This is a genomic window from Cronobacter dublinensis subsp. dublinensis LMG 23823, from assembly GCF_001277235.1.
Lineage (GTDB): Bacteria > Pseudomonadota > Gammaproteobacteria > Enterobacterales > Enterobacteriaceae > Cronobacter > Cronobacter dublinensis.
The window spans coordinates 4,304,587-4,328,676 of record NZ_CP012266.1; the positions used below are offsets into that span (position 1 = coordinate 4,304,587).

Annotated in this window: 22 protein-coding genes, 1 tRNA gene and 1 pseudogene; 8 read left to right on the forward strand and 16 right to left on the reverse strand. The window is 58.7% G+C overall.

The window, feature by feature from the left end; all coding sequences use genetic code 11:
• Positions 1 to 150 precede the first annotated feature (150 nt).
• A complete protein-coding gene (gene avtA / locus AFK67_RS19955) occupies positions 151 to 1,407 on the forward strand; it encodes a valine--pyruvate transaminase (RefSeq protein ID WP_007716936.1) in 1,257 nt (418 codons plus the stop codon).
• A gap of 53 nt (positions 1,408 to 1,460) precedes the next feature.
• Here avtA and yicI read toward each other — a convergent pair whose 3' ends face one another.
• Positions 1,461 to 3,782 carry an alpha-xylosidase gene (yicI, locus tag AFK67_RS19960; protein WP_038884686.1) on the reverse strand — a complete coding sequence of 774 codons (2,322 nt, stop codon included), beginning with the start codon at positions 3,780 to 3,782 and terminating at the stop codon, positions 1,461 to 1,463.
• Positions 3,783 to 3,785: 3 nt separating this feature from the next.
• Positions 3,786 to 5,189: a glycoside-pentoside-hexuronide family transporter gene (locus tag AFK67_RS19965; protein WP_007716934.1), complete on the reverse strand. Its 1,404-nt coding sequence runs from the start codon at positions 5,187 to 5,189 to the stop codon at positions 3,786 to 3,788.
• 291 nt (positions 5,190 to 5,480) lie between these two features.
• On the opposite strand from AFK67_RS19965, the gene AFK67_RS19970 reads away from it, so the two are divergent.
• The 3 genes and pseudogenes from AFK67_RS19970 to AFK67_RS19980 all read left to right on the forward strand — a co-directional run bounded on the left by AFK67_RS19970 (position 5,481) and on the right by AFK67_RS19980 (position 7,341).
• Positions 5,481 to 5,575: transfer RNA gene (locus AFK67_RS19970), tRNA-Sec, on the forward strand.
• Between the two features lie 162 nt (positions 5,576 to 5,737).
• Positions 5,738 to 6,148, forward strand: a pseudogene (locus tag AFK67_RS22375) (tyrosine-type recombinase/integrase); the annotation flags it as partial.
• Positions 6,149 to 6,220: 72 nt separating this feature from the next.
• A protein-coding gene (locus AFK67_RS19980; RefSeq protein WP_085958808.1) for an IS3 family transposase occupies positions 6,221 to 7,341 on the forward strand; the annotation gives its coding sequence in 2 pieces (ribosomal slippage) (positions 6,221 to 6,479 and positions 6,479 to 7,341; 1,122 coding nt in all).
• A gap of 117 nt (positions 7,342 to 7,458) precedes the next feature.
• Here AFK67_RS19980 and AFK67_RS22635 read toward each other — a convergent pair.
• Together AFK67_RS22635 and AFK67_RS19990 are read right to left on the reverse strand one after the other, a co-directional pair.
• Positions 7,459 to 8,439 (reverse strand): HNH endonuclease, encoded by a 981-nt coding sequence (locus AFK67_RS22635; RefSeq protein WP_158409089.1) that lies wholly within the window; start codon positions 8,437 to 8,439, stop codon positions 7,459 to 7,461.
• Positions 8,440 to 8,901: 462 nt separating this feature from the next.
• Positions 8,902 to 9,522, reverse strand: coding sequence for a TetR/AcrR family transcriptional regulator (locus AFK67_RS19990; protein ID WP_038884700.1), 621 nt, complete (start codon positions 9,520 to 9,522; stop codon positions 8,902 to 8,904).
• 75 nt (positions 9,523 to 9,597) lie between these two features.
• Between AFK67_RS19990 and AFK67_RS19995 the strand changes: the two genes are divergently transcribed.
• Positions 9,598 to 10,464: an aldo/keto reductase family oxidoreductase gene (locus tag AFK67_RS19995; protein WP_007716664.1), complete on the forward strand. Its 867-nt coding sequence runs from the start codon at positions 9,598 to 9,600 to the stop codon at positions 10,462 to 10,464.
• A gap of 36 nt (positions 10,465 to 10,500) precedes the next feature.
• Here AFK67_RS19995 and AFK67_RS20000 read toward each other — a convergent pair whose 3' ends face one another.
• The 5 genes from AFK67_RS20000 to paoA form a co-directional block, all read right to left on the reverse strand.
• A complete protein-coding gene (locus AFK67_RS20000; RefSeq protein ID WP_007716661.1) occupies positions 10,501 to 11,058 on the reverse strand; it encodes a nucleotidyltransferase family protein in 558 nt (185 codons plus the stop codon).
• The gene (locus tag AFK67_RS20005; RefSeq protein ID WP_038884702.1) at positions 11,058 to 12,002 is read right to left on the reverse strand and encodes an XdhC family protein; all 945 of its coding nucleotides are present in this window, start codon (positions 12,000 to 12,002) and stop codon (positions 11,058 to 11,060) included. Before AFK67_RS20005 ends, AFK67_RS20000 begins: the two co-directional genes overlap by 1 nt.
• A gap of 71 nt (positions 12,003 to 12,073) precedes the next feature.
• On the reverse strand, positions 12,074 to 14,275 hold the full coding sequence (gene paoC / locus AFK67_RS20010) for an aldehyde oxidoreductase molybdenum-binding subunit PaoC (protein ID WP_007716657.1): 2,202 nt from the start codon (positions 14,273 to 14,275) through the stop codon (positions 12,074 to 12,076).
• Positions 14,275 to 15,228, reverse strand: coding sequence for an FAD binding domain-containing protein (locus AFK67_RS20015; RefSeq protein ID WP_038884706.1), 954 nt, complete (start codon positions 15,226 to 15,228; stop codon positions 14,275 to 14,277). The genes paoC and AFK67_RS20015 overlap by 1 nt, the downstream gene beginning before the upstream one ends.
• Entirely contained in the window at positions 15,225 to 15,800 is a 576-nt protein-coding gene (gene paoA, locus AFK67_RS20020; RefSeq protein ID WP_007735304.1) for an aldehyde dehydrogenase iron-sulfur subunit PaoA, read from the reverse strand. The genes AFK67_RS20015 and paoA overlap by 4 nt, the downstream gene beginning before the upstream one ends.
• Before the next feature lie 194 nt (positions 15,801 to 15,994).
• Between paoA and AFK67_RS20025 the strand changes: the two genes are divergently transcribed.
• Positions 15,995 to 17,044, forward strand: a complete 1,050-nt coding sequence (locus tag AFK67_RS20025; protein WP_007735308.1) for a glycosyltransferase — start codon at positions 15,995 to 15,997, stop codon at positions 17,042 to 17,044.
• 121 nt (positions 17,045 to 17,165) lie between these two features.
• On the opposite strand, the gene AFK67_RS20030 is transcribed toward AFK67_RS20025, so the two are convergent.
• The gene (locus AFK67_RS20030) at positions 17,166 to 17,654 is read right to left on the reverse strand and encodes a lysozyme inhibitor LprI family protein (RefSeq protein ID WP_234013495.1); all 489 of its coding nucleotides are present in this window, start codon (positions 17,652 to 17,654) and stop codon (positions 17,166 to 17,168) included.
• A 31-nt stretch (positions 17,655 to 17,685) separates the two neighbouring features.
• Positions 17,686 to 17,919 (reverse strand): hypothetical protein, encoded by a 234-nt coding sequence (locus AFK67_RS23105; RefSeq protein ID WP_155885901.1) that lies wholly within the window; start codon positions 17,917 to 17,919, stop codon positions 17,686 to 17,688.
• A gap of 303 nt (positions 17,920 to 18,222) precedes the next feature.
• Between AFK67_RS23105 and AFK67_RS20035 the strand changes: the two genes are divergently transcribed.
• Entirely contained in the window at positions 18,223 to 18,873 is a 651-nt protein-coding gene (locus tag AFK67_RS20035) for a CPBP family intramembrane glutamic endopeptidase (RefSeq protein WP_038884709.1), read from the forward strand.
• A 6-nt stretch (positions 18,874 to 18,879) separates the two neighbouring features.
• Here the strand turns inward: AFK67_RS20035 and AFK67_RS20040 are convergent, their stop codons facing one another.
• Both AFK67_RS20040 and hprR read right to left on the reverse strand, forming a co-directional pair.
• The gene (locus AFK67_RS20040) at positions 18,880 to 20,241 is read right to left on the reverse strand and encodes a heavy metal sensor histidine kinase (RefSeq protein WP_007735319.1); all 1,362 of its coding nucleotides are present in this window, start codon (positions 20,239 to 20,241) and stop codon (positions 18,880 to 18,882) included.
• Positions 20,234 to 20,914 carry a response regulator transcription factor HprR gene (hprR, locus tag AFK67_RS20045; RefSeq protein WP_032967747.1) on the reverse strand — a complete coding sequence of 227 codons (681 nt, stop codon included), beginning with the start codon at positions 20,912 to 20,914 and terminating at the stop codon, positions 20,234 to 20,236. The genes AFK67_RS20040 and hprR overlap by 8 nt, the downstream gene beginning before the upstream one ends.
• Positions 20,915 to 21,049: 135 nt before the next feature.
• Here hprR and uraH point away from each other — a divergent pair, with 135 nt between their 5' ends.
• Positions 21,050 to 21,457 carry a hydroxyisourate hydrolase gene (uraH, locus tag AFK67_RS20050; RefSeq protein WP_007735323.1) on the forward strand — a complete coding sequence of 136 codons (408 nt, stop codon included), beginning with the start codon at positions 21,050 to 21,052 and terminating at the stop codon, positions 21,455 to 21,457.
• On the opposite strand, the gene AFK67_RS20055 is transcribed toward uraH, so the two are convergent.
• Genes AFK67_RS20055 through AFK67_RS20065 form a run of 3 tightly spaced genes read right to left on the reverse strand, consistent with a single transcriptional unit; the run spans position 21,442 to position 23,987 of the window.
• Positions 21,442 to 21,834, reverse strand: coding sequence for a hypothetical protein (locus tag AFK67_RS20055; RefSeq protein WP_007735326.1), 393 nt, complete (start codon positions 21,832 to 21,834; stop codon positions 21,442 to 21,444). The genes uraH and AFK67_RS20055 overlap by 16 nt on opposite strands.
• A gap of 22 nt (positions 21,835 to 21,856) precedes the next feature.
• On the reverse strand, positions 21,857 to 23,161 hold the full coding sequence (locus tag AFK67_RS20060; protein WP_007735329.1) for an SLC13 family permease: 1,305 nt from the start codon (positions 23,159 to 23,161) through the stop codon (positions 21,857 to 21,859).
• A 58-nt stretch (positions 23,162 to 23,219) separates the two neighbouring features.
• Positions 23,220 to 23,987 carry a CDP-diacylglycerol diphosphatase gene (locus AFK67_RS20065; RefSeq protein WP_032991313.1) on the reverse strand — a complete coding sequence of 256 codons (768 nt, stop codon included), beginning with the start codon at positions 23,985 to 23,987 and terminating at the stop codon, positions 23,220 to 23,222.
• Positions 23,988 to 24,090: the final 103 nt, after the last annotated feature.

Here is a 24,090-nt window from a genome sequence, read left to right on the forward strand (position 1 = left end):
CGCGCCGCCCTTTTAACCAGCATTAAATCCTGCCAGTTTTTAACATCGAAACATTTTGCATCAGAAAAGCGTTCGTCCACCGATTTGCACCATGCCAGTTGTAGCGCTATGGTTAGCCTCTTTTTAAAAGAATGCGACAGACTGACCGCTATGACGTTTTCACTTTTCGGCGATAAATTTACCCGCCATGCAGGCATTACGCGCCTCATGGAGGATCTCAACGACGGATTACGCACCCCTGGCGCTATCATGCTGGGCGGCGGAAACCCGGCACAAATCCCGGCGATGAATGCCTATTTCCAGGCGCTGCTGGCCTCGATGCTGGAAAGCGGCAAAGTCACTGATGCGCTTTGCAATTATGATGGTCCGCGCGGAAAAAGTGAGCTGCTGGTGGCCCTTGCGGGGATGTTGAGAAATGAGTTTGGCTGGGATGTTGAACCACAGAATATTGCACTGACAAACGGCAGCCAGAGCGCATTTTTCTACTTGTTTAACCTGTTTGCCGGTCGTCAGGCAGACGGCACCTCGAAAAAGGTGCTGTTCCCGCTTGCGCCGGAATACATCGGTTATGCGGACTCCGGGCTGGAAGACGATCTTTTTGTCTCCGCGCGCCCGAACATCGAACTGCTGCCGGAAGGCCAGTTTAAGTATCACGTCGATTTCGAACACCTGCATATCGGCCCGGAAACCGGCATGATCTGCGTCTCGCGCCCGACCAACCCGACGGGTAACGTCATCACCGACGACGAGCTTATCAAGCTCGACGCGCTGGCGAACCAGCACAACATTCCGCTGGTGATCGATAACGCCTACGGCCTGCCGTTCCCTGGCATCATCTTCAGCGAGGCGCGCCCGCTGTGGAATCCGAACATTATCCTGTGCATGAGCCTGTCCAAGCTCGGGCTGCCAGGCAGCCGTTGCGGCATTATCATCGGCAACGAGAAAGTCATTTCCGCTATCAGCAATATGAACGGAATCATCAGCCTGGCGCCCGGCGGCATCGGGCCTGCGATGGCCTGCGAAATGATCAAACGCAACGACCTGCTGCGCCTGTCGCAGGATGTCATTAAGCCTTTTTATCAGCAGCGCGTGCAGGAGACGATCGCCACGATCCGCCGCTATCTCTCGCCGGAACGTTGCCTGATCCACAAGCCGGAAGGCGCCATTTTCCTGTGGCTGTGGTTTAAAGATTTGCCAATCACTACCGAACTGCTTTATCAGCGCCTGAAAAAACGCGGCGTGCTGATGGTGCCAGGCGATTTCTTCTTCCCGGGTCTCGATAAACCCTGGCCGCACACGCACCAGTGCATGCGCATGAACTATGTGCCGGAGCCGGAGAAAATCGAGGCGGGCGTGAAAATCCTGGCCGAAGAGATCGAGCGCGCCTGGCAGGAAGCGGGCCAGTAACGCTCGCTTAGCCTCTCAGGCAAAACGCCGCCCGCGGGCGGCGTTTTTGTTGCTTACAGCGTAATGCTCAACGCCTGCGCGCCGCGCTCAGGCGTTACCACAATGCCCCATTCGCTGCCCGCGCCACTGCCGCCCTGCACGCTCGCCACCTGCTGAACGTTGCGCAGGCAGAGCGTCCACCCTGTCGCGTTGCCGTCCCCTTCGACGGTCAGGCGGTTGCCCTCGCGCGTCACGCGCAGCGTAAACGCCGTCTTGCCGTCAGCGGCAGGCACCTCGCAGCGCGCGTCGCGGCCTTCCGCCAGGTTAAACAGCTGGAACGCCGTGCCCTCATGCCAGGCGTAATCGGGTTTCTGATCGTTATTGCCGAGCGCCAGCAGCGTGTTGTCGCGCACATAGACCGGCAGGCTCAGGACGTCGTGCCGCTGTTTATGCCAGCGGCTGCCGGGCAGCTCGTCGTTGCGCCACAGGTGCGTCCAGCGCCCTTCGGGTAAGTAAAACGCCACGTCGCCCGCCTCGCTGAACACCGGCGCGACCAGCACGGCGTCGCCGAGCATATACTGGCGGTCGAGATAATCGCAGGCCGGGTCATCGGGGAATTCCAGCATCATGGCACGCATCACCGGCGTGCCGCATTCGTGCGCTAACGCCGACTGACGATAGAGATAAGGCATCAGACGGCATTTCAGCTGCGTGAAGTGGCGCACCACGTCGCAGGCTTCGTCATCATACGCCCACGGCACGCGGTACGATTTGCTGCCGTGAAGGCGGCTGTGGCTGGAGAGCAGCCCAAACGCGCACCAGCGTTTATAGACATGCGCCGGCGCGGTGTTTTCAAAGCCGCCGATATCATGGCTCCAGAAACCGAACCCGGAAAGCCCGATAGACAGCCCGCCGCGCAGGCTTTCAGCCATTGATTCATAATTAGCGTAGCAGTCGCCGCCCCAGTGCACCGGGAACTGCTGCGCGCCCACCGAGGCCGAGCGGGCGAACAGCACCGCTTCTTCCTCGCCCACGGTCTCTTTAAGGACGTTCCAGACCAGTTCGTTATAGAGGAACGCGTAATGGTTGTGCATTTTTTGCGGGTCAGCGCCGTTATGCCACACCACGTCAGTCGGGATGCGCTCGCCAAAATCGGTTTTAAAGCAGTCGACGCCCATCTTCACCAGCCGTTTCAGATGGCCCGCGTACCATTCACACGCCGCCGGGTTGGTGAAGTCGACGATGCCCTGCCCCGGCTGCCATTTATCCCACTGCCACACCGCGCCGTTCGGGCGTTTCAGCAGATAGCCTTTTTCCATTCCTTCGCGGAACAGCGGCGATTTCTGGCCGATATACGGATTGATCCAGACGCAGATTTTCAGGCCGCGGGCTTTGAGACGCGTTAGCATGCCTTCCGGGTCCGGGAAGGTCGCCGGGTCCCATTCGAAATCACACCACTGAAACGCCTTCATCCAGAAGCAGTCAAAGTGAAAGACATGCAGCGGCAGCTCACGCGCCGCCATGCCGTCGATAAAGCGATTGACCGTCTCTTCGTCATAGTTAGTGGTAAACGACGTGGTGAGCCACAGCCCGAACGACCAGGCGGGCGGCAGCGCCGGACGGCCCGTCAGCCAGGTATAACGGTCGAGCACCGCTTTTGGCGTCGGGCCGTCGATGACGAAATACTCCAGGTATTCGCCCGCCACGCTGAACTGCACCTTCGAGACTTTTTCAGAGGCCACTTCGAAGGAGACGCACTCCGGGTGATTTACCAGCACGCCATAACCGCGGTTGGTCAGGTAAAACGGAATGTTTTTGTACGCCTGCTCGGTGCTCGTGCCGCCGTCGCGATTCCAGGTCTCCACCGTCTGGCCGTTCTTCACCAGGGCGGTAAAACGCTCGCCGAGGCCGTACACCGTCTCGCCGACACCCAGATCCAGCCGCTCGAACATAGATGCCGCGCCGTTGCCATCCTGCACATAGCCGTTGTTCTTCGCCTGGCTGCCGGTAATACGCTCGCCGTCACGCAGAAAATCGAGTGCCCAGTTTTCGCCTTTGGTCACCCGCACGCTGAGACTGCCGCTTTTCAGCTCGGCATAGCTCTCGGTTTCGCACATCGTTACCGGCACGTTTTTCAGCACATTAAGCGGATAATGCGGGCCGTTATCCGGCACGCCCTGAAAATGCGCGATACGCACCCCAACGATACCCTCCTGCGGCGAGAAAAAGCGCAGCGTAAAAAGCGGAATATCCAGCTGCCCGGCACGTTCGCGCACGTCACGCGGCGCGGCATAGACAATCATGTCGCCGTCGCGCTGCTCGACATCAAACACCTGAATGGGATGCAGCAGGCTTAAACCCGGCTGTATCAGCCAGTTTCCGTCACTGATTTTCATGACTTACCCCTTTGACTCGTGGAATGCATCGCTGACCGACCCCGTTTCAAACGCTTTCTGGTTATTGCGCGCGCCCTGCGCCAGTTCCGCCAGGATGTCTTTCAAAAACGGTGTTTTCAGCGTGTAGTAACGTTTCGCGATGATAGCGCTCAGTACGTAGCAGACGCCCGGCGCGAGGGTGAACAGCGAGATAATGATGGTGAGCGTGGCGCCGTTCTGGGCTTTCGCGGCAGCGTCATAGCCGCCGCCTGCCAGCATCCAGCCGATAAGCGCGCCGCCGAGCGCCAGGCCCAGTTTCAGGACAAACAGCGTGCCCGCGAAACTGATACCGGTCAGGCGTTTGCCGTTGCGCCATTCGCCGTAATCGACCGTGTCGGACATCATGACCCACTGAATGGGCGTGACCAGCTGATGGAGGACGCCGATGACAAAGATAAAGACGAACATCACAAGGGTGGCGCTCATCGGCACGAAGAACATGGCGACGCTCAGGACCGCCAGCGCGGCGTTGGTCCACCAGAAGACGCTCACTTTGCACTTCCAGTCGGTGAGCGGTTTAGCGAGCGCACTGCCGAACAGGTTGCCGACGCAGTAAAGGCCGAGGAACCAGGAGAACAGCGCGGCGTCGCCCATAATCCAGGTGACGTAGTACATCATCGCCCCGCCACGCACGCACACCGCGAGGATATTCAGCAGGGTCAGCACGCCCACGACGCGCCACTGGTCGTTTTGCAGGATATCGCGCAAGTCTTCACGCATGGTCGAGGTCGTGGGCGGTGCCTCGACACGCTCTTTGGTCGTGAAGAAACAAAACGCGAGCATCAAAAACGCCACGACAGCCAGCACAGCGATCCCTGCCTGAAAGCCGAATGCCTTATCGTCGCCGCCAAAAAAATTCACCAGCGGCATCATCAGTACTGTGGAGAGCATGCCACCTGCCGTGGCCAGCACGAAGCGCCAGGATTGCAGCGAGATGCGCTGCTGCGGATCGCTGGTGATAACGCCGCCCAGCGCGCAATAAGGAATATTCACGACCGTATACATCAGCGTCAGCAGCGTGTAAGTCGCTGCCGCGTAGATCATTTTGCCGGTGAGGCTGAGTTCCGGCGTGCTATAGGCGAATACGCACACCACGCCGAACGGCAGCGCGCCAAACAGCACCCACGGGCGAAATTTGCCCCAGCGGCTGCGGGTGCGATCGGCAATCAGTCCCATTGCCGGATCTGATATCGCATCCAGCGCGCGGGCCAGCAGAAACATGGTGCCAACGAAACCGGCGGGAATGCCGAAGATATCGGTGTAGAAAAACATCATATAAAGCATGACGTTATCAAAAACGATATGGCTTGCGGCGTCTCCCATGCCGTAGCCAATCTTCTCCTTCACGGAAAGCGCTTGCTCACTCATTGGGCGGTCCTCATCAGCGATACGCGAAATTTCACTTAGGGTTTTAACGCCGTTCAGAGCCCCCAGAAATTCTGTTTTCTGGTAATTTCTTTATGATTCTTGATTTCTGTGATCGCGTTAACTCGCTGATGCAACAAATGAATAATTTTTGTGACCGGTAACAGGCGAAAAATACTTAAGCAAAACCGTATTACGCCCGTTCGGGAGGCGAAAAAAGAGTGTGACGGGGGTATTGGTAAGCGTCTGAAACGCGCCTATAATGCGCCGGCCTCCATGTAGCAATGCAGGCGCGGAAGATCGTCGTCTCCGGTGAGGCGGCTGGACTTCAAATCCAGTTGGGACCGCCAGCGGCCCCGGGCAGGTTCGACTCCTGTGATCTTCCGCCAGAGTTCCTCCACACCCCTCCAAGAAAGCCTAAAAAAATCCTTTATTTTCAATAAATATTGTAAATACATCATCCGTAACAGTCTGGCAGGTTCTCCCTGGATCCATAAAAATATATCTAGTGATGTGTATAGATTTTTTATACATATTTTTGGCTTATACGCATGGCGCTTACAGATATACAAGTCAAACGAGCAAGGCCCCAAGACAAGCCATACACATTAAACGATGGGCAAGGCCTGTCATTACTCATCAATCCCGATGGCTCGAAGGGCTGGCATTTCCGTTTCCGCTTTGCGGGGAAAGCGCGGTTAATGTCATTTGGTAGCTACGATTTGGTGAGCCTTGCAGAAGCACGTGAGAAGCGTGACAACGCCCGTAAGCAAGTTGCTAATGGCATTGACCCAGTAGAGGAACGCAAAGCATTTAAACTCGCTCAAAAGATATCAACAGATAACTCTTTCGAATCAGTAAGCCGTGAGTGGCATTCAACTAAAGCCGACCGCTGGACTATTGCTTATCGTGAAGAAATCATCAAAACATTTGAGCAGGATGTTTTCCCTTTTATTGGTAAATTGACCTGCTCCCCGTTGATTAATACACCGCGATGTTAGTAATGTCTTCATAAGCCACATGAGGACATCCCCATGAAGAAGCGTTTTTCCGACGAACAGATCATCAGTATCCTCCGCGAGGCTGAAGCCGGGGTTTCTGCCCGTGAGCTCTGCCGTAAGCACGCCATTTCCGACGCCACCTTTTACACCTGGCGCAAGAAGTATGGCGGTATGGAGGTGCCCGAGGTTAAGCGCCTGAAGTCGCTTGAGGAAGAGAACGCCAGACTCAAGAAGCTGCTTGCCGAAGCCATGCTGGATAAGGAGGCGCTTCAGGTGGCTCTGGGGCGAAAGTACTGACGACAGGCCAGAAGCGGGAAGCCGTTGAGTTTATGTGTGATGCAACCGGTCTGTCGCAACGTCGAGCCTGCAGGCTTACAGGTTTGTCTCTGTCGACCTGCCGCTACGAGGCTCAGCGTCCGGCGGTTGATGCGCATTTATCAGAGCGCATTATTGAGCTGGCACTGGAGCGCAGGCGTTTTGGCTACCGCCGCATCTGGCAATTACTGCGCCGTGAAGGCCTTCAGGTTAATCACAAGCGCGTGTACCGTCTTTATCATCTCAGCGGGCTGGGCGTAAAACGCAGACGACGTCGTAAAGGACTGGCAACGGAACGTCTGCCGCTGCTCCGCCCGGAAGCGCCCAACCTGACCTGGTCGATGGATTTCGTCATGGACGCACTGGCCACCGGTCGCAGGATAAAGTGCCTGACCTGTGTGGACGACTTCACGAAGGAGTGCCTGACAATTACCACAGCATTCGGGATTTCAGGCGTTCAGGTCACGCGTATACTGGACAGCATTGCACTGTTTCGAGGCTATCCGGCGACAATAAGAACTGACCAGGGGCCGGAGTTTACCTGCCGCGTACTGGATCAATGGGCCTTTGAGCATGGTGTTGAGTTGCGCTTAATCCAGCCGGGCAAGCCAACGCAGAACGGATTTATTGAGAGCTTTAACGGACGATTTCGCGATGAATGTCTGAATGAGCACTGGTTCAGCGATATCGTTCACGCCAGGAAAATCATTAATGACTGGCGGCAGGATTATAACGAGTGTCGTCCACATTCGGCACTGAATTATCAGACGCCATCAGAGTTTGCAGCACGGTGGCGAAATGAAAAATATGAAGATAAACAAACCGACATTACTAACTGACGGTTGTATCTAATACTGGGGGCAGGTCACTGTGGGTTATGGCTGAAAATATGCTTCATCTTCTTTGATATAATGGAACTTGGGCCCTACCAAAAAGGTAAGGCCTAATCTTAAGAATTACGCGGAGCCATACAACGCTTCCATAAAGGGGTTAGAAGGTAATCCAATCACCAATGGTGTGATGCTTATACGAGTCTCGTCAACATGATTAACAATACCAAACCCAGCAAAATTTCCACGCCCACCTGAAGGTCGGAATTGGACAAAAGCAGTAGTAGTAGTAATCCAACGAGGATCAATAATAAGCGTTGCCTTAATTCCTGAGAACGAGGTATAGATTTGTGGATCTGTCGAAGCATTCCCACGAACAGCCTGAGCATACGCACCTAAAGAACTAGGCATTTCTATATTCTTCGTTCGGAATTGCTGATCGAAGGCAACGATTGATCCTCTAGCCTGATACCCAAGCTCTACCAGCTTTTTAGGAGTAATGGCTTTTACCTCTATCTGTTTAAAGAGATTTTTAAATGCCATCATTAGGTAATTTAAATTCCATCCTAACTCGTGTAACGCAATGATTTTACTGTAATCAGAGAGATCAACTTTGATGCCTGCATGAGCAGCTAGAGCTAACAGCCTTGGGACATTTAGATAGTAAAAATTATGTAATGTAGTCTTCCATGGATTTTCAGCTTTAAGCTTGTCTTTTAACCAAAGAGAATGCTCTCGCTGGAGTTCCAAAAGACGTTCTGTAGGAAATTTTTCTACCCCAGAGTCAATTTCAGTATGATGATTACAACAAAGAAGCAACAAATTTGATTCATGATTCCGTTGCTTAAGATTTAACGGTGAATTTCCCCTTGGGCCTTCAGGCTGCTCTGCAACAATGTGAGCTACCTCTCCGATAAACTGTGATGACAGTCCACTTTCATCTTCAATAAGAAGCCTTTCCCTACAAATCGCACAGCAGCCTCCATCTCTGACCCAGACAATCCGTTTTACTCGTTCGCTAATGGGCATAGCATGTGTACCTAACAAGTCAAGAAGGTTACATTTTATCTTAATCTTGCTGATCAGTTGAGGTCCAACCTTGATCATGTGAAAATCTGACACAGGATAGAAAGTACAAAGGCTGCACATGATTAAACTCTAGCCTAAATACAGTATGGAAAAAGGAATGGGGGCATAATTGGGGGCACATTTAAAAATCGCATAGGAAAATAATCAATAAATTCAAGGCAATTAAATATCAAATGCGACTCCTGTGATCCCGCCAAAATGCCTTTCAGGTTTACAAGCATGCCTCTTTAAAGCTTTTACCCGCATGTATTCCTTCCCTGCATCGCCTTCCCGCTATACCTCTGCGGATAACGTATCGATTTGATCTTCAGGATGGCAATGCTAGTCGCCGGTCAATAAATCTTCATATAAATGAGTAAATAAAGACAAAAAGCGGCAGAAACATAGGATTTATTAATCCGCTATAGATCCTGACGGTGAGAATAATAAGCGTGACTAAAAAGAATCAGGCAGCCTGCGATTTCTATGGCATTGATGCTTTTACTCCCCCTTCAAATACCCCACCAACAGTCGGGATAAATGCGTCTGGAATTGCCCGGTATAATCCGCCGGAATAAACCCTTCAAGAAAGGACTTCGTTGGGCCGGTAATTACGCCGAGCGCAAGATGCGCGGTAAATACCGGGTCAGGGAACGTGTTATCCGGGGCGGTTACGAGTGTTTGCGCTATCGAGTTAACCATCCGCTTATAAATTACGCCCATCAGGCGCGCGCCGTCGCGCTCTGCCGCAACGGCGTAAAGCGCTTTTGACTCATCAGGATTGGCTAATTTCAGGCACAGATACGCCTGAACTATCGCGCTGGCCATTTCCGCGACAGGTTTACCGCGCGCGGAAATAGCAGCCGCGTCGAGCGCATCGGCAATTTTAGTTAAGTGCAATTCCAGTACGCCAGAAAGTAGCGCGTCGCGGTTAGGGTAATACTGATAAAGGCTGCCGACGGACATCCCGGCGCGGCTCGCGACGCGCGTTGTCGTGCAGCGGCTTAATCCTTCATTCACTAAAACCTGAATGGTTGCCGTATGAAGTGCCTCCACCGTTGCGACAGAACGGCGCTGGACAGGCATTTTACGCGGGCTAAGCGGGGCTGTGGTCGTCTTCATGGAATGCGAATTCTTAAACTGAAGGATGCTTCATATACTAATAACTCCTCCCCACCGATACAGCAAGCAGGCGTTATGAACACGATTGAAAAAAGCGGAACTTATTTACTGGGCGACCGTGAAGTAAAGCGGTTTGGTTACGGTGCGATGCAGCTGGCGGGTCCTGGCGTATTTGGTCCGCCGAAAGATAAAAACGCGGCGCTTGATGTATTACGCGCCGTTGTTGAGGCGGGCGTAAATCATATCGATACCAGCGATTTTTACGGGCCGCATATTACGAATCAACTTATTTGTGAAGCGTTATATCCCTATCGCAGCGACCTGACGATTGTGACGAAAGTGGGGGCGAAACGTGGCAATGACGGCTCGTGGAACCCGGCGTTTTCTGCTGAGGAATTAACTCAGGCGGTGCATGATAATCTGCGCAACCTGAAGCTCGACGCGCTGGACGTCGTTAATCTGCGCGCGATGTTTGACGTACATGGCCCGGCGGAAGGGTCAATTGAAGCGCCGCTCGCAGCCCTGGTGAAATTAAAAGAACAGGGGTTGATTAAGCATATTGGCTTAAGCAATGTCACGCCTGCGCAGGTCGCCGAGGCGCGAACAATCACCCCGATTTGCTGCGTACAGAATATGTATAACATCGTCCATCGCAACGACGAGGCGTTAATTGACGAGCTGGCCGCCGCCGGAATTGCCTATGTGCCGTTTTTCCCGTTAGGCGGTTTTTCCCCGCTGCAATCCTCCACACTTGAGAATATCGCGGCGCAATTATCCGCGACCCCGATGCAGGTGGCGCTCGCCTGGCTGTTGCACCGCGCGCAGAATATTTTGTTAATTCCGGGCACCGGGTCGGTCGTGCATTTTCATGAAAACAGCAAGGCCACCGAATTAACGCTCTCTCAGGAAACCCTGGACGCGTTAAATCAGCTCGCGGCCTGATAAAACCCCTGCCTTCAGACGGTACTGAAATGCTCACTACCGCCTGCGGGCATGATCTTCTGCCGCGCGGAGATCGCCTGGCTCGTCAATATCCAGCACCACGCCCGCATCGTCTAAGGCAAGCGTCAGCACATTGCCGGGCGCCCGCGCCGCCTGCACAACGGATTTGGCGCCCTCGTCGCCGGAGAGCGCCACAAGCGCAGCGAAATACTCACGCCGGAACCCGACCGGGTGGCCGTGGCGTTGCTGGTAGTGCGGCACCACGACAGGTTTTTCATTAAGCGCCTGCGCCACGCGGCACAGGGAGGCGGCGCTGATAAGCGGCAGATCGCCTGGCAGGATCAGCCAGCCTGGGGCATCCGGCGTCGCTTTTACGCCAAGCGCGATGGACTCTCCCATGCCGCCCGTGCCGCCTTGCGGCCTCACGAGATGCCAGGGCAGGCCAGACGCCCGCGCCGCCGCCAGCACATGCGCTAACACCGGTTTGCCCTGAAGCAGCGCATCCAGCTTGTGCGTGACCGCGCCGCCTGCGCGAAACCGTTCGCCCTTTCCGGCGGCGAGAATAATGATGACCGGCGGGGTCGTCGCAGGCATTACCGCGCCGCCTGCGGCGATGACAAATTCTGCCGGGCCGCCGCGACATCCGCCAGGATGGAGAGCGCCAGCGACTGCGCGTCGCGGGCTTTGGGGAAAATACCGATCGGCGCTTTGATGCGGGCGATATCCTGCTCGCGCCATCCATGCTCGCGCAGCGCCTCCACGCGCGTCGCGTGCGTGCGCTGGCTGCCCAGCGCGCCGATATAAAACGGCCCGGCGGCCAGCGCGGCGTTGAGCACCGGCAGCTCGCGGTCAAGATCGTGATACAACAGGACAACGGCGGTGTCGGCATCCATTAACGCCACATCGGCCTGCGGCTCCCTGCCGTCACTGACATGCACGTCATAGCCCGCCGCCCGCGCCACGTTCGCCGTCGCGTCGGCCTCTATGGAGCGCCCATAAATCATGACGCGCACGCAGGGCGCGTAGCGCACCTCAAATCCGTCGTCGCGCCAGCCGATTTCCCCGGCGGGCAGCACGCTTTGCAGCGTCTGCGAGGCCGGGTGATAACGCAACCCGGCGGGTTTGCGCTGCGCCAGCGCGTTGAGCGTCGCCAGCAGCGGCGTGACCGAACGCAGCGGATGAATGCAGAGCGTAATGCCGCCGCCGCAAGGCAACACGATATCGAAATAAGGCGAGCCCTCGCCGTACTTCACCAGGCGGTCTTCGCCGCAGGCTATCGCCTCCAGCGCCTCATAAGCGGCGGCGGATTCCACGCAGCCGCCGGAGACAAAGCCGCAATACGCGCCATCTTCGCGCACCGCCATATGCGCCCCGAGCGCGCGGGACGCGCCGCCGCGGATTTCCACCAGCGTCACCAGCGCCGCCGCCATACCGGCGTTCAGCGCCTGCGCCGCGAAGCGCAAAATCGTCGAGCTGTCATCGGTGAATAACGCCGCCTCAGGCTGCGCCTGTTCTGTCAGCAGGGATTGTTGCAGCACCTTTTCTCATCCTTTTTTCAGACTGCGATGCAGTACGGCTGGCGACGCATCATCGCCAGCCGTCGCGTTCCTTACGACGCCAGTTCAGGCAGGCCTTCAAGCAATTTATCCAGCGTGATGGGGTACTCCCGCACGCGCACGCCGGTGGCGTTATAAATCGCATTGGCAATGGCGGCGCTGACGCCGCACAGGCCGAGCTCGCCCACGCCTTTGGCTTTCATCGGCGAGGAGACCGGGTCGGTGTCTTCAAGGAAAATCACCTCCTGACGCGGGACATCGGCGTGTACCGGCACCTCGTAGAGCGCCATGTCGTGGTTAACGAAAAAACCGCGTCGCGTGTCGACAAACAGCTCTTCCATCAGCGCCCCGCCGAGGCCCATCGTCATCGCGCCGATGACCTGGCTGCGCGCGGTTTTCGGATTGAGAATGCGCCCGGCGGCGCAGACGGCCAGCATGCGGCGCACCCGCACCTCGCCGGTGTTCGCCTCCACCGCCACTTCAACAAAATGCCCGGCGAAGGTGGATTGCTGGAACTGCTTGTCGAGCGCGCCATATTCCATGGTGTCTTCTGCCGTCAGCGTGCCGTCGGCGGCGACCTGCGCGAGCGGTACGCGCCTGCCCTCGCCGCGGATCTGCCCGTCCACAAATTCCGCGCTGTTCGGATCAAAACCGAGCCGTTTCGCTGCGGCTTCGCGCAGTTTAACGCAGGCGGCATAGACGCCCGCCGTGGCGCTGTTGGCGCCCCACTGCCCGCCGGAGCCGGACGAGATCGGGTAGTCAGAATCACCCAGCCGCACGGTCACGCTCTCCAGCGGCACGCCCATCATTTCGGCGGCGGTCTGGGCGATAATGGTGTAGCTGCCGGTGCCGATGTCGGTCATGTCGGTTTCGACGGTCACCTGGCCCTGCGCATCGAGATGCACGCGCGCGCCGGATTTCGTCACCAGGTTATTGCGAAACCCGGCGGCCATGCCGTGGCCCACCAGCCAGTCGCCTTCACGCACCTGCCCCGGCACCGGGTTACGCTGCTGCCAGCCGAAATGCGCCGCGCCCGTGCGCAGGCACTCCACCAACTGGCGGCGCGAGAAAAAGCGCTCCGGGTGCGCCGGGTCGACCTGAGTGTCGTTGATGATGCGAAACTCGACCGGATCCATGCCGAGCTTCTCGGCCATTTCATCGATGGCGATTTCCAGCACCATCATTCCCGGCGCTTCGCCAGGCGCGCGCATTGAGTTGCCTTCCGGCAGGTCGAGCTCCGCCAGCCGCAGCCCGGTGTGGCGGTTCGCGCCCGCATAGAGCAGTTCAGTCTGGTTGGTTGCGGTCTCCGTCGGCCCACCCGGCAGGTTGCCGGACCAGCTCTCATGCGCGATAGCGGTAAGGCGTCCATCCCTGCGCGCCCCGAGGCGCACCCGCTGGATAGTCGCCGGGCGGTGCGTGGTGTTATTGGGAATAAACGGGCGCGGCAGCATGACCTTCACTGGGCGCTGCACCGCGCGGGCGCCGAGCGCGGCCAGCACGGCGTCGCTGCGCAGAAAAAGCTTGGAGCCAAAGCCGCCGCCGATATACGGCGAGCGCACGCGAATATTCTCAAGAGGAATGTTGAGCGTTTTAGCGAGATCGCCGCGCCACCAGTTGATCATCTGGCTGGAGGTCCAGAGCGTGAGTTTATCGCCCTCCCAGGCGGCCATCGATGCGTGCGGCTCCATCGCCATGTGGCTTTGATCCGGCGTGGTGTAGGTAGCGTCAAACTGCACTTCAGCGTGGTTAAACGCGCTCCCGAAATCGCCGACCGTTTTATCGGGCGTATCGTCCGGCGGCGTCGTCACGCCGGGTTTTTCTTTGGCGAGATCGTAAGCGCCAGGCGTTTCTTCATACGTTACCGTAATCAGCCCGGCGGCGGCGCGCGCCTGCTCGAAGGTTTCCGCCACCACCACGGCGATGGCCTGATGGTAGTGCTCAATCTCCGGGCCACCCAGCAGCGTGGCGGCGTTCATGTCGCCTTTGCCGAGCGGTCCGGCGTTCTGCGCGGTGATGACCGCCAGCACGCCCGGTGCCTGTTCCGCTGCCCCGGTGTCCATTGCGGTGATACGTCCTTTGGCGATGGCGGAGCCGACCACATGGCCGTACGCCGCGTTTGGCGCTTCGTCATGCCATTCGTAGGCGTAGGTTGCCTGGCCGGAGGTTTTCAGCGGGCCGTCGATGCGATCGCGCGGCCGCCCGACCACGTTCTGCTGGTCAATCGGGTTCTGTGTTGCCGGTTTATCGAATTTCATCAGCCTGCCCTCGCTTGCGTCAGTACCGAGGCGAGCGTGCGCTTCGCCAGTACCAGCTTGAATGCGTTTTCCGGTGTCGGTTGCGCGTCGGCAAAGAGCGCGTCATACACGGCCTGCGCCCCGTGCGGCACCTGCGCGTCCGCCGCCTCGCGCCGCCACGGCTGATGCGCCACGCCGCCGAGCGCCACGCGCCCGGTGCCGTCCGGCTGCACAATCGCCGCCACCGAGACCAGCGCAAACGCGTATGAGGCGCGGTCGCGCACTTTACGGTAGATCTGCGTGCCGCCCACCGGCGGCGGCAGCGTCACCGCCGTGATGAACTCGCCGGGCGCAAGCGTGGTTTCCAGGTGCGGCGTATCGCCCGGCGGGCGGTAAAATTCCGCGATGGGGATAAGGCGCTCCTGGCCTTGCGGGGTGACGGTTTCCACCATGGCGTCCAGCAGGCGCATGGCGACCGCCATATCGCTCGGGTGCGTGGCGATACAGGCGTCGCTTGCGCCCACGACTGCCAGCTGGCGGCTGAACCCCTGCATGGCGGCGCAGCCGCTGCCCGGCTGGCGCTTGTTGCACGGCTGATGGGTGTCGTAAAAGTAGGGGCAACGGGTGCGCTGGAGCAGGTTGCCGGCGGTGGTGGCCCGGTTGCGTAACTGCCCGGACGCCCCGGCGAGCAGCGCGCGGGAGAGCACCGCGTAATCGCGGCGCACGCGCAAGTCCGCCGCCAGATCGGTGTTGCGCACCAGCGCGCCTATCCGCAAACCGCCCTCGTCGGTCGGTTCAATTGTGTCCAGCGCCAGGCCGTTGACGTCGATAAGATGGACCGGCGTCTCTATCTCAAGCTTCATGAGATCGAGCAGATTGGTGCCGCCTGCGATAAATTTCGCGCCGGGGGTGCGCTGCGCGCTGGCCGCTGCCCCGGCGGGCGTGGCGGCGCGTTCGTAAGTGAAAGCTTTCATGAGGATCCACTCCCGGCGACATCTTCGATCGCGGCAAGAATGTTGGAGTACGCGCCGCAGCGGCAGATATTGCCGCTCATTCGCTCGCGAATTTCATCGGCGGTCATTTCCGGCGGCGAGACTAAATCGTGCGTCACATGGCTTGGGATGCCCGCTTCTATCTCTTTCAGCATGGCCACCGACGAGCAAATTTGCCCCGGCGTGCAGTAGCCGCACTGAAAGCCGTCATGCTCGACAAACGCGGCCTGCATCGGATGCAGGTTGTCCGGCGTGCCGAGGCCTTCGATGGTGGTTATCTGTGCGCCCTCATGCATCAGCGCAAGCGTCAGGCAGGCATTTACGCGTCGTCCGTCGACGAGAACCGTACACGCCCCGCACTGGCCGTGATCGCAGCCTTTCTTGGTGCCGGTCAGGGCCAGATTTTCGCGCAGCGCGTCCAGAAGCGTGGTGCGGGTATCTACGTCCAGCTGGCGGGTTTCGCCATTTACCGTCAGCGTCAGCGCCATGGAGTACGGCGCATCGCCCGCATCGCGCTGATGCCCGTGGTGTGTTTCATCGCCTTGGTTGCTCATCCAGGCCTCCAGTATTGTCAAAGTGGAAAGGGCATATACCGCTACGATGCCGCGGGTTTTTTTTTATAACGGACAGTTAATAATAGACGGCGCTGGCGCGCTGACCGCCGCCGCTAAAAATTTGCCCGCCGCCGCCGATACCTCTGGTATCGTGAATACCCCTGAAGCCGCCCAAACCGCCTGAGCCTGACACTATGATTTCCATCTGCATGATCGTGAAAAACGAAGCGCAGCACCTTGCCGCCACGCTTGCCTCCGTCGCTGCGCATTTTGACGATATCGTGATTATCGATACCGGCTCGCAGGACGAGACCAAAGCCATCGCGCGCCGCTTCACCGATAACGTTCACGATTTCGCCTGGGTGGATGATTTCTCCGAGGCCCGCAACGCCTCGCTGCACTACGCGCGCCACGACTGGGTGCTGGTGATTGACGCCGACGAGACCATCGCGGCGGCCGATATTCCCGCGCTACAGGCGCTTATCGACGTGCATCCGCAGGGCGTGGGCCGCGTGGAGCGGATTAACTATATTGATGAAGGCGAAGGGGTAACGACCGTGCGCGAACGGGTATCGCGCCTGTTTCCGAAGGCGCGCTATCACTATCAGGGCGTGATCCACGAGCAGGTGACGCCGCGCGCAGGCCGCCCGGCGGGCGAGACGTTCCCGGTACCCGTGACACTGGATCATGTCGGCTACAAAAAAGCGGTACTGGCGCAGACCGATAAAATCACCCGTAATATCCGGCTGCTGGAGCGCGCGCTGCAAACCCGGCAGGACAGTCCGTATCTCTGGTTCCAACTCGGTAAAAGCCATTTCCTGAAGCGTGACTACCCGGCGGCGGTGCAGGCGTTTCGCGCCGCGCTGAGTCATCAGCCAGACGTGGCGCTGGAGTATGTCGAAGAGCTGGTGGAAACCCTGGGCTATGCGCTGATTAATCAGGGCGATTACGCCGCGGCGATGGCGATTATCGATTACGAACGCTGGTACACGTCTGCCGACTTCACGTTTCTTAAGGCATTGATCCTGATGAATAACGGCAAGCTTCAGGAGGCCGTGGACACGTTTATGGCCTGCACGCGGCTACCGGAGGGCAACAAAGCGGGCGTGAACAGCTTTAAAGCCTGGTACAACATCGGGGTGATCCTGGAGATTTCCGGCATGACGCCCGACGCGCAGGCATGTTATCAACAGTGCGGCGACTATCCGCCCGCGCAAGCCGGACTGGCGCGCCTGAACGGCTGACGCGTTAGCGCGGCGCAAGCCCGACCACACCGCTGATGCATATCGCACGCGTCGTAGAGTGGCGGGAACACGTCAGCGACGCGCAATATAACCCGCGCGGTTAAAGGCAGGCGCGACACATTCAATCAGGCTGTGTCATCAGCCTGATTTCTTCAGCGTGTCGTTTATTGAGCGTGATTTCACACTGGTCGATATAGGCGTGGTAATCCCAGGCGTCCTCATTGATCTCGGTGGCAACAGCTTCACAAAGCCGGGCGCGATACTGCTTCCATGCCGTCTGCGCGTTAAGAAAACGCTGGCTGAAAACCTCGCCAGTGGTGATCCCGGCATCTTCATTGCCGTTAAAGTCCCCTGGATTATTGGCGAGAATGCTTTTATTCATACGCATGATGAGCGCATCCAGTTCTGCCGCGCTTTCCGCCTTCTTCTTCGCCAGGCAATCATACGCCTCACCCACAGAGGCGTTCTCCCTGAAACAGCTATCGCGCTCCGGCCCTTCGCTTAACGATGCGTTACAAAACGTGGGAAAGAGAAAAAAGCAGAGAACAGCGGTAATTCGTTTCACAAGCATTATTTCCTCTAACAACATATTGGAGGCGAAGATAAACATGGCTGGATGATGAGTAGATAAAATAAATGATTTATTTTAAATAGGCCAGACGCTTACGTGTAGGTTCAAAGGACATATAAATGCTATCCCGGCTGATATGTCGCGCAAGATCTGTTTTGCCCCTTACCGCCGCCTTAAAAAGTGGGGTAACGTCGTGAGCACCCTGAAAAAAGATATCTACCAGCACGTCTTTAATTTTTTTATCGAGAAATTCTAAATAAGTTCCCATTAACTTAAATTTATATAAACCTGAAAAATAACGCAAACTAAATCCGCCGAGTAATATACGCCTGCCGACTTTTTGAAATATGTACTCAACATCTCTTTAGGAAAACATTTAATTCAGAGCAAGAGACGTTAATGCATTCCGTGCTTATGCATTTTCAATGCTTGCGGCTAATAATTTGACTGAATTCTGAGAGGGGGAGCGTGACAGTCACGATCGCCAGACGGGGATGCCTGAACAGAACGGGTTGCACAAAAAAGCTTATCGGCGCGTAAAGGCCAGGTATAATCCGCAGCGGCGGGAATGGCCCGCCTCACTTTCCTTTGCGACAAGGATGTAACCATGCACGCGCCCGCGGACAGACTCCAGCACACGCTGCTTTGCATTACCGTCGGAGTGGCCTGGTTTATGCTGCCCGCCGCCATCTCTTTGTTGCCGGGCTATGCGGGGATTTACCGTGCCGGGTTCGCCACGCCGCTGCTCTATTTCATGTTCTGGCTGCCGTTCGCGCTGCTCTGCTGGCGCGCGTATCAGAAACATTACGGGCTGTTGCCGGCGGGCAGGCTGAGCGTACAGTCGCTGGCATTGCCGGGGCTGGCGCTGCTGGTGCTGTCGATGATTCACGGCTTATTCGGCAGGCAGGAGCCCTGGAGCGCCACGCTGTCGGAGATGTCGTCTTTCAGCCTGGCGCTGACCGCGATCTGCATCTGCGTACTGGCGCCGGTGGTGGAAGAAGTTATCTGCCGCGGCTTTTTACTGAACGCGGGCATCGGCTGGGGCAAAACCGGCCAGACGATAGCGATGGTCGCCACCTCGCTGTTTTTCGCCATTGGCCACGCGCAGTACCTGATGCCCACCACCTTTGTCTGGCTGTTTATCTTCTCCGTGATCCTCTGCCAGGTACGTATTCATACCGGCAGCCTGCTGGCCCCCATCGTGCTGCATTCGGCGACCAACATTATCGGCATGATGGCGGCGCTGAAACTCGCCTGAGCCGTTTTACGCAACCGGGAACCGCAGAATAAAGCGGTTCCAGCCCGCCTCATGCACAACCGCCACCTCGCCACCGTGCAGCCGCACGATAGCCTGGGTGAGCGCCAGCCCAAGCCCGGTGCCAGGCGTATGGCGCGCATTATCGCCACGCCAGAACCGCTGAAAAAGCTTATCCGAATCGGCTATCGGCTCGCCCTGATTGGCGACGCTTAATATGGCGTAGTCCGCCTCCTGCACGGCGGTAATCCGCACGTCGCTGCCCGGCGACGCGTGGCGCAGCGCATTGGTCAGAAGGTTAGTAAGCGCTCGCTGTAGGAGCAGGCGGTCGGCGCGCAGCACTCCGCTCGCCTGTACGCTGAAACGGATGTCCCGCTCTTCTGCCAGCGGCTCCAGGAAATCCGTCAGCTGATGGATAAACGGCTCAAGCGCCAGCGCCTCGCGGTTGAGCGCGATGTTTTGATGATCGGCGCGGGCGAGAAACAGAATGTTTTCAATGAGCCGGGTCATCTGCTCCAGCTCTTCGATATTGCCAGCCAGCAGGTTCTGATACTCCTGTACGCTGCGCGGGCGTTGCAGCGCGACCTGATTCTGCCCCAGCAGAATGTTGACTGGCGTGCGCAGCTCATGAGCGAGATCGTCGGCAAAACGCGTCAGCCGCGCGAAATCCTCCGCCAGCCGGTGGCGCATGGTGTTGAGCGCCTCGCCAAGCGGCAGCAGCTCGCGTGGCAGGGTATCAAGGCTGAGCGGCTGTTGCAGCGTCTCGCTGCCGGTGCGGGCGGTGGCCTCGCTAAGACGGCGGATCGCCCGCAGCCCACGGCGGATCAGCCATGGGCTTAACAGCGCGGCGGCGAGCGTCGCCAGTACGCAGACCAGCAGGCTTTCCCGGCGATATTGCGCCAGCATCTGCGCGCGCTCCTGCGCCACGCGCGCCACGGTGATAACCAGCGGCCCGTTTTTATCGCTCGCCGTCAGGGCGAGCGCGCTGACAAACACGCCGTCGGGTTGCTGCCAGCGGTGCAACGCCTGTTCGTTCACGCTCCGCCCCGGCAACACCGGCGCAAGCGCCGGCAGCGCCACGCCCGCCTGGTTAATGTTTACCAGCGTGTCGCCATCGACGCGCCGGATCAGCAGCACATCCTGGCGGGTATCCAGCATGCGGTTGAAATAGAGCGGCAGCTGGCGCGGCTCGGCGCCGTCCGTCAACAGCTGACGCAGCTGCGAGGCGCGATTGAGCAACGTCTGGTCGTCGCGCCAGACCAGCTCCGCGCTAAGCGAGCGGTAGAGCGACACGCCGGTAATGCCGCAGGCGAGCGCCACCAGCAGCGTGAAAATAAGCGTCAGGCGCAGCGTCAGGGAGGGGCTACGCATCGCTCTCCTCCGGCGCGTTGAGGCGATATCCCATGCCGCGCACGGTTTCAATGAGCTTGAGCGGGAACGGATCGTCGATTTTCTTGCGCAGGCGGCGGATGGCGACATCCACCACGTTGGTTTCGCTGTCAAAGTTGATGCCCCAGACCTCGCTGGCGATGAGCGTGCGCGGCAAAATCTCCCCGACGCGGCTTGCCAACAGCCAGAGCAGAGTAAATTCCTGGCGGGTCAGCGCAATCCGCTCGTCGCCGCGGCTGGCGGCGTGGCGCGCGGTATCCAGCGTGAGGTCGGCCACCTGTAACGTCGCGGCAGCGGGCGCGTGGCGACGTAGCTGGGCCCGCACGCGCGCCAGCAGTTCGGCAAAGGAAAACGGCTTCACCAGGTAGTCATCCGCGCCGAGCTCCAGCCCTTTGACGCGATCGCTGACCGCGTCTCTCGCCGTCAGGCAGAGCACCGGCGTGGCTTTGGCGGTGCGCAGCGCGCGCAGCACCTGCCAGCCGTCGAGGCCCGGCAGCATGATATCGAGAATAATCAGCGCGTAATCCTGCTCGAGCGCCAGGTGCAGGCCATCGCGCCCGTCGGCGACGGCGTCCACCACCAGCCCCGCCTCGCGCAGCCCTTTTTCAAGCCACGCGCGGGCTTTTTCGTTGTCTTCAATCAGTAGCAGTTTCATGACGACAGTCTCGCAAAGAACGCGGGCGCTGCCCAGCACAGACGCGCCGGATGACAAAACTGTCATCTTCGCGTCAGGCGTTTTCGCGCGCGCGGCTGGCAGGATAACCCCACAACCACTTAAGGAGGAATAATAATGAACCGTTTTCAAACGCTTGCCGCCGCTGCCCTTTTCGCCCTGCCAGGTCTGGCGCTTGCCGCGTCGTCGAACTTACTGAGCGTGCATGTGCTCAATGAACAGACCGGCAAACCCGCGCCGGGCGTGGTGGTTAAACTGGAGAAAAAACAGGGCGACGCGTGGCAGCCGCTGAACCAGGCGACGACCGATAAAGATGGCCGTATCAAGGCGCTGTGGCCGGACGCGCCTGCCGCCGCGGGCGACTACCGCGTTATCTTTGAAACCGGCGACTACTTCGCCTCTCACAAACAGTCCAGCTTCTTCCCGGAAGTGCCGGTGGTGTTCCATATCGATAACACCGACGAGCACTACCACGTGCCGCTGCTGCTGAGTCAGTACGGCTACTCTACCTATCGCGGCAGCTGAAAACCGGGCGGCGGGCAGCACAGGATGTTGCCGAGAAAGACCAGCAACGGCGAGGATTCCGTCTCGCCGTAGTAGTCAACGTCTGGCAGCGCGTAGAGAAAGCTGATGTCGCTGACGCCGCGCTCGCACAGCGGCTCCGCCACCGCGCGGGTTAAAAACGCGAACTGCGGGTCAAGCGCCGGATTATGCGGATGAATCGACCCCGTCTCGCCGGGCGCCGCGCCGTACCAGAGCGCGATCGCGCCTTCCGCATGCCCCGGCGCAAACCCGAAATCCTCCAGGAAGTGGCGCGCGCAGCCGGGCCCCGGCAGCGCCTCACGCAACGCCTGTTCGTCGTCAGTCGTGGAATACCAGACCGCAAAATGCATTGTCGTCATGATGTCCTCCGCATGCGTTGCCTCAGAGTTTACCCAACAACCGGAACCAGCCGTAATCGAGCGGCAGCAGGAAAAGAAATGTGACGATCGCGAGCGCCAGACAGAGCTTCATCCCGGCGCGCGCCGGTACGTTACCGAGCGCCATCGCCACTACGATCGGCGACGCCTGATACGGCAGCAGCGGCGTTGAATACCCCAGCACCTGGATCATGATGGTCGACAGCAGCGGAAACCCGGTGCTGCGCGAAAAGCTTTCTGCAAGCGTGGTGTAGAGCGCCGGAACGCCGTTGGCGGTCATAATGAAATTCAGCGCCGTGGTAATACCCGTGAGCGCGGCGAAGCTCGTAAAGGGGCGCGCCGGATCGAGCGGCATAATCTGCATCAGCGCCGCGCCGACCGCGCTGCCGATGCCGGTATGGGTGACGGTCGTCGCGAGCCCGAGAATGCCGGCCACATAGATGCAGGTGCGCATGTTGACGCCGCTGGCAAACTCATCGCCGGTGATAAACCCGACGCGCGGCAGGAGCGTGATGACCGCCGCCGCAAGCCCCGTCCATGCGGGGCCGATACCGTGCCAGCTCTCCGTCACCCACAGCACCAGCACTACCAGCAATAGCCAGCCGAGGCGCTTTTCCGCACGGCTCATCGGCGTCGCGGCGGGCAACTCGCGCGGCGGCCGCGGCGCGCCGGGGAACAGCCAGCAGATAAGCGCTATCAGCACCGCGCCCTTAAGCAGCCCCAGCACCGGCGTGTGCAGCAGCAGATACGGCAGATAGTTAAGGTGAATGTCGAACGAGCCTTCCGCCGCGCCGCTCATGACAAGGTTCGGCACGTTAGCGGGCAGAATAGTCGCGGAGAGCTGGAAGGTACCGAAGCCCACCGCCAGCGCCAGGCCGTACCAGCCGCGGGTGTTTTCTTCGATACCGGCGCGTCTGGCCATTGCCGCCACAATCGGCATCAGCAGCGCGATGCGCCCCATGTTGGAGGGCATCACAAACGCCAGCGCGTAGCTGAGCAGCACGACGCTCGCCACCATCTGCCACCAGGAGTCGGTCAGGCGCGCCGACAGCGCCCGCGCGGCGCGATCCGCCAGCCCGGTTTTGCGGATAGCCACGCCCAGCACGAAGCCGCTGAACACCAGCCAGAACGCCGATGACGCAAAACCGCCGAACAGCACTTCCGGCGGCGCGATTTTGGCTATCATCGCCACCGCGAAAAAGAGCAGCGCGGTGATAAATTCCGGCAGCAGCGACGTCGCCCAGAGCACGATCGTCAGCAGAATAATAAGGGAAGGTAAGAAAAGCGGGTGCGCAAGCCAGACGGACATACCTGTCTCCTGATGAAATTTTCAGCAAGTCTACGGCGCGCCAGACGTTAAGTAAATGTTATGGCTTAGCGTTATCCAGAATGGCGCAGTCGTGATCCTGTAGCTCCTCGCTGTGCGCCACGTTCAGTTGCAGAAGGTTGCGGCGGGTCGCGAGCAGGACAAACGCGCCGTCTTTAAGCGGCGCCAGCGCCAGTGAGTAACGCCCCATGTGTTCACGCGCCTCCGGCACCTCCTGCGCTAGCATCAGGAACGGCGAGCGGCGCGACAGCTCTTCGCCGGTGATGCGACGCGCCAGATAGTCGTGGCCGCGAAGGTTGCCCGGAAACGGCTGCCAGCGGCTGCCGATGGCGGTCATGGCAGCGTCAAGCTGCGCGCGGACATCCGGGCGCAGGCAGGAAATATGGATATGCAGATGGTTCTGGGTGCGGCCCAGCGCAGAGTTGATGGCCAGCGAAACGGCGCTGTCCGGCACGGTGTCGCCGCGCTTTTCGCTCATCCAGCGGCGCGCCTGCCAGGCCTGCCAGAAAAAGTTGGGCGTGTTGTCTGCGAGCAGCAGCGGGCTTTCGATGCCGTTGATTTTCCACAGCGGCATTAACAGGTATTGCAGCGGGCCGTTGATGTCTTTCAGCACGGCGTAGCCGGCAGGGAGATTCACCTGTGCGCAGGGGGCGGGGTTGTGACGCTCGCGTTCGCCGGGCAGGCACTGCTGCGTGACGATGCGCCGTAACACATCGGGGTCGTCCGGGAGGAAATAGCGCCACGCCACCAGCGCGGCCAGCGCCAGTAAGACAATGAGTGTGATTGTGACAGACACTATTCGCTTCATGCTTCGCCCTGATGATTCCGTAAACGCAAAGCGTAGCGTAAAACGGACCGCTACGGGGCACTATTGCGCGGAAAAGGCGGGCCACATCCTTGTGGCCAGGGTA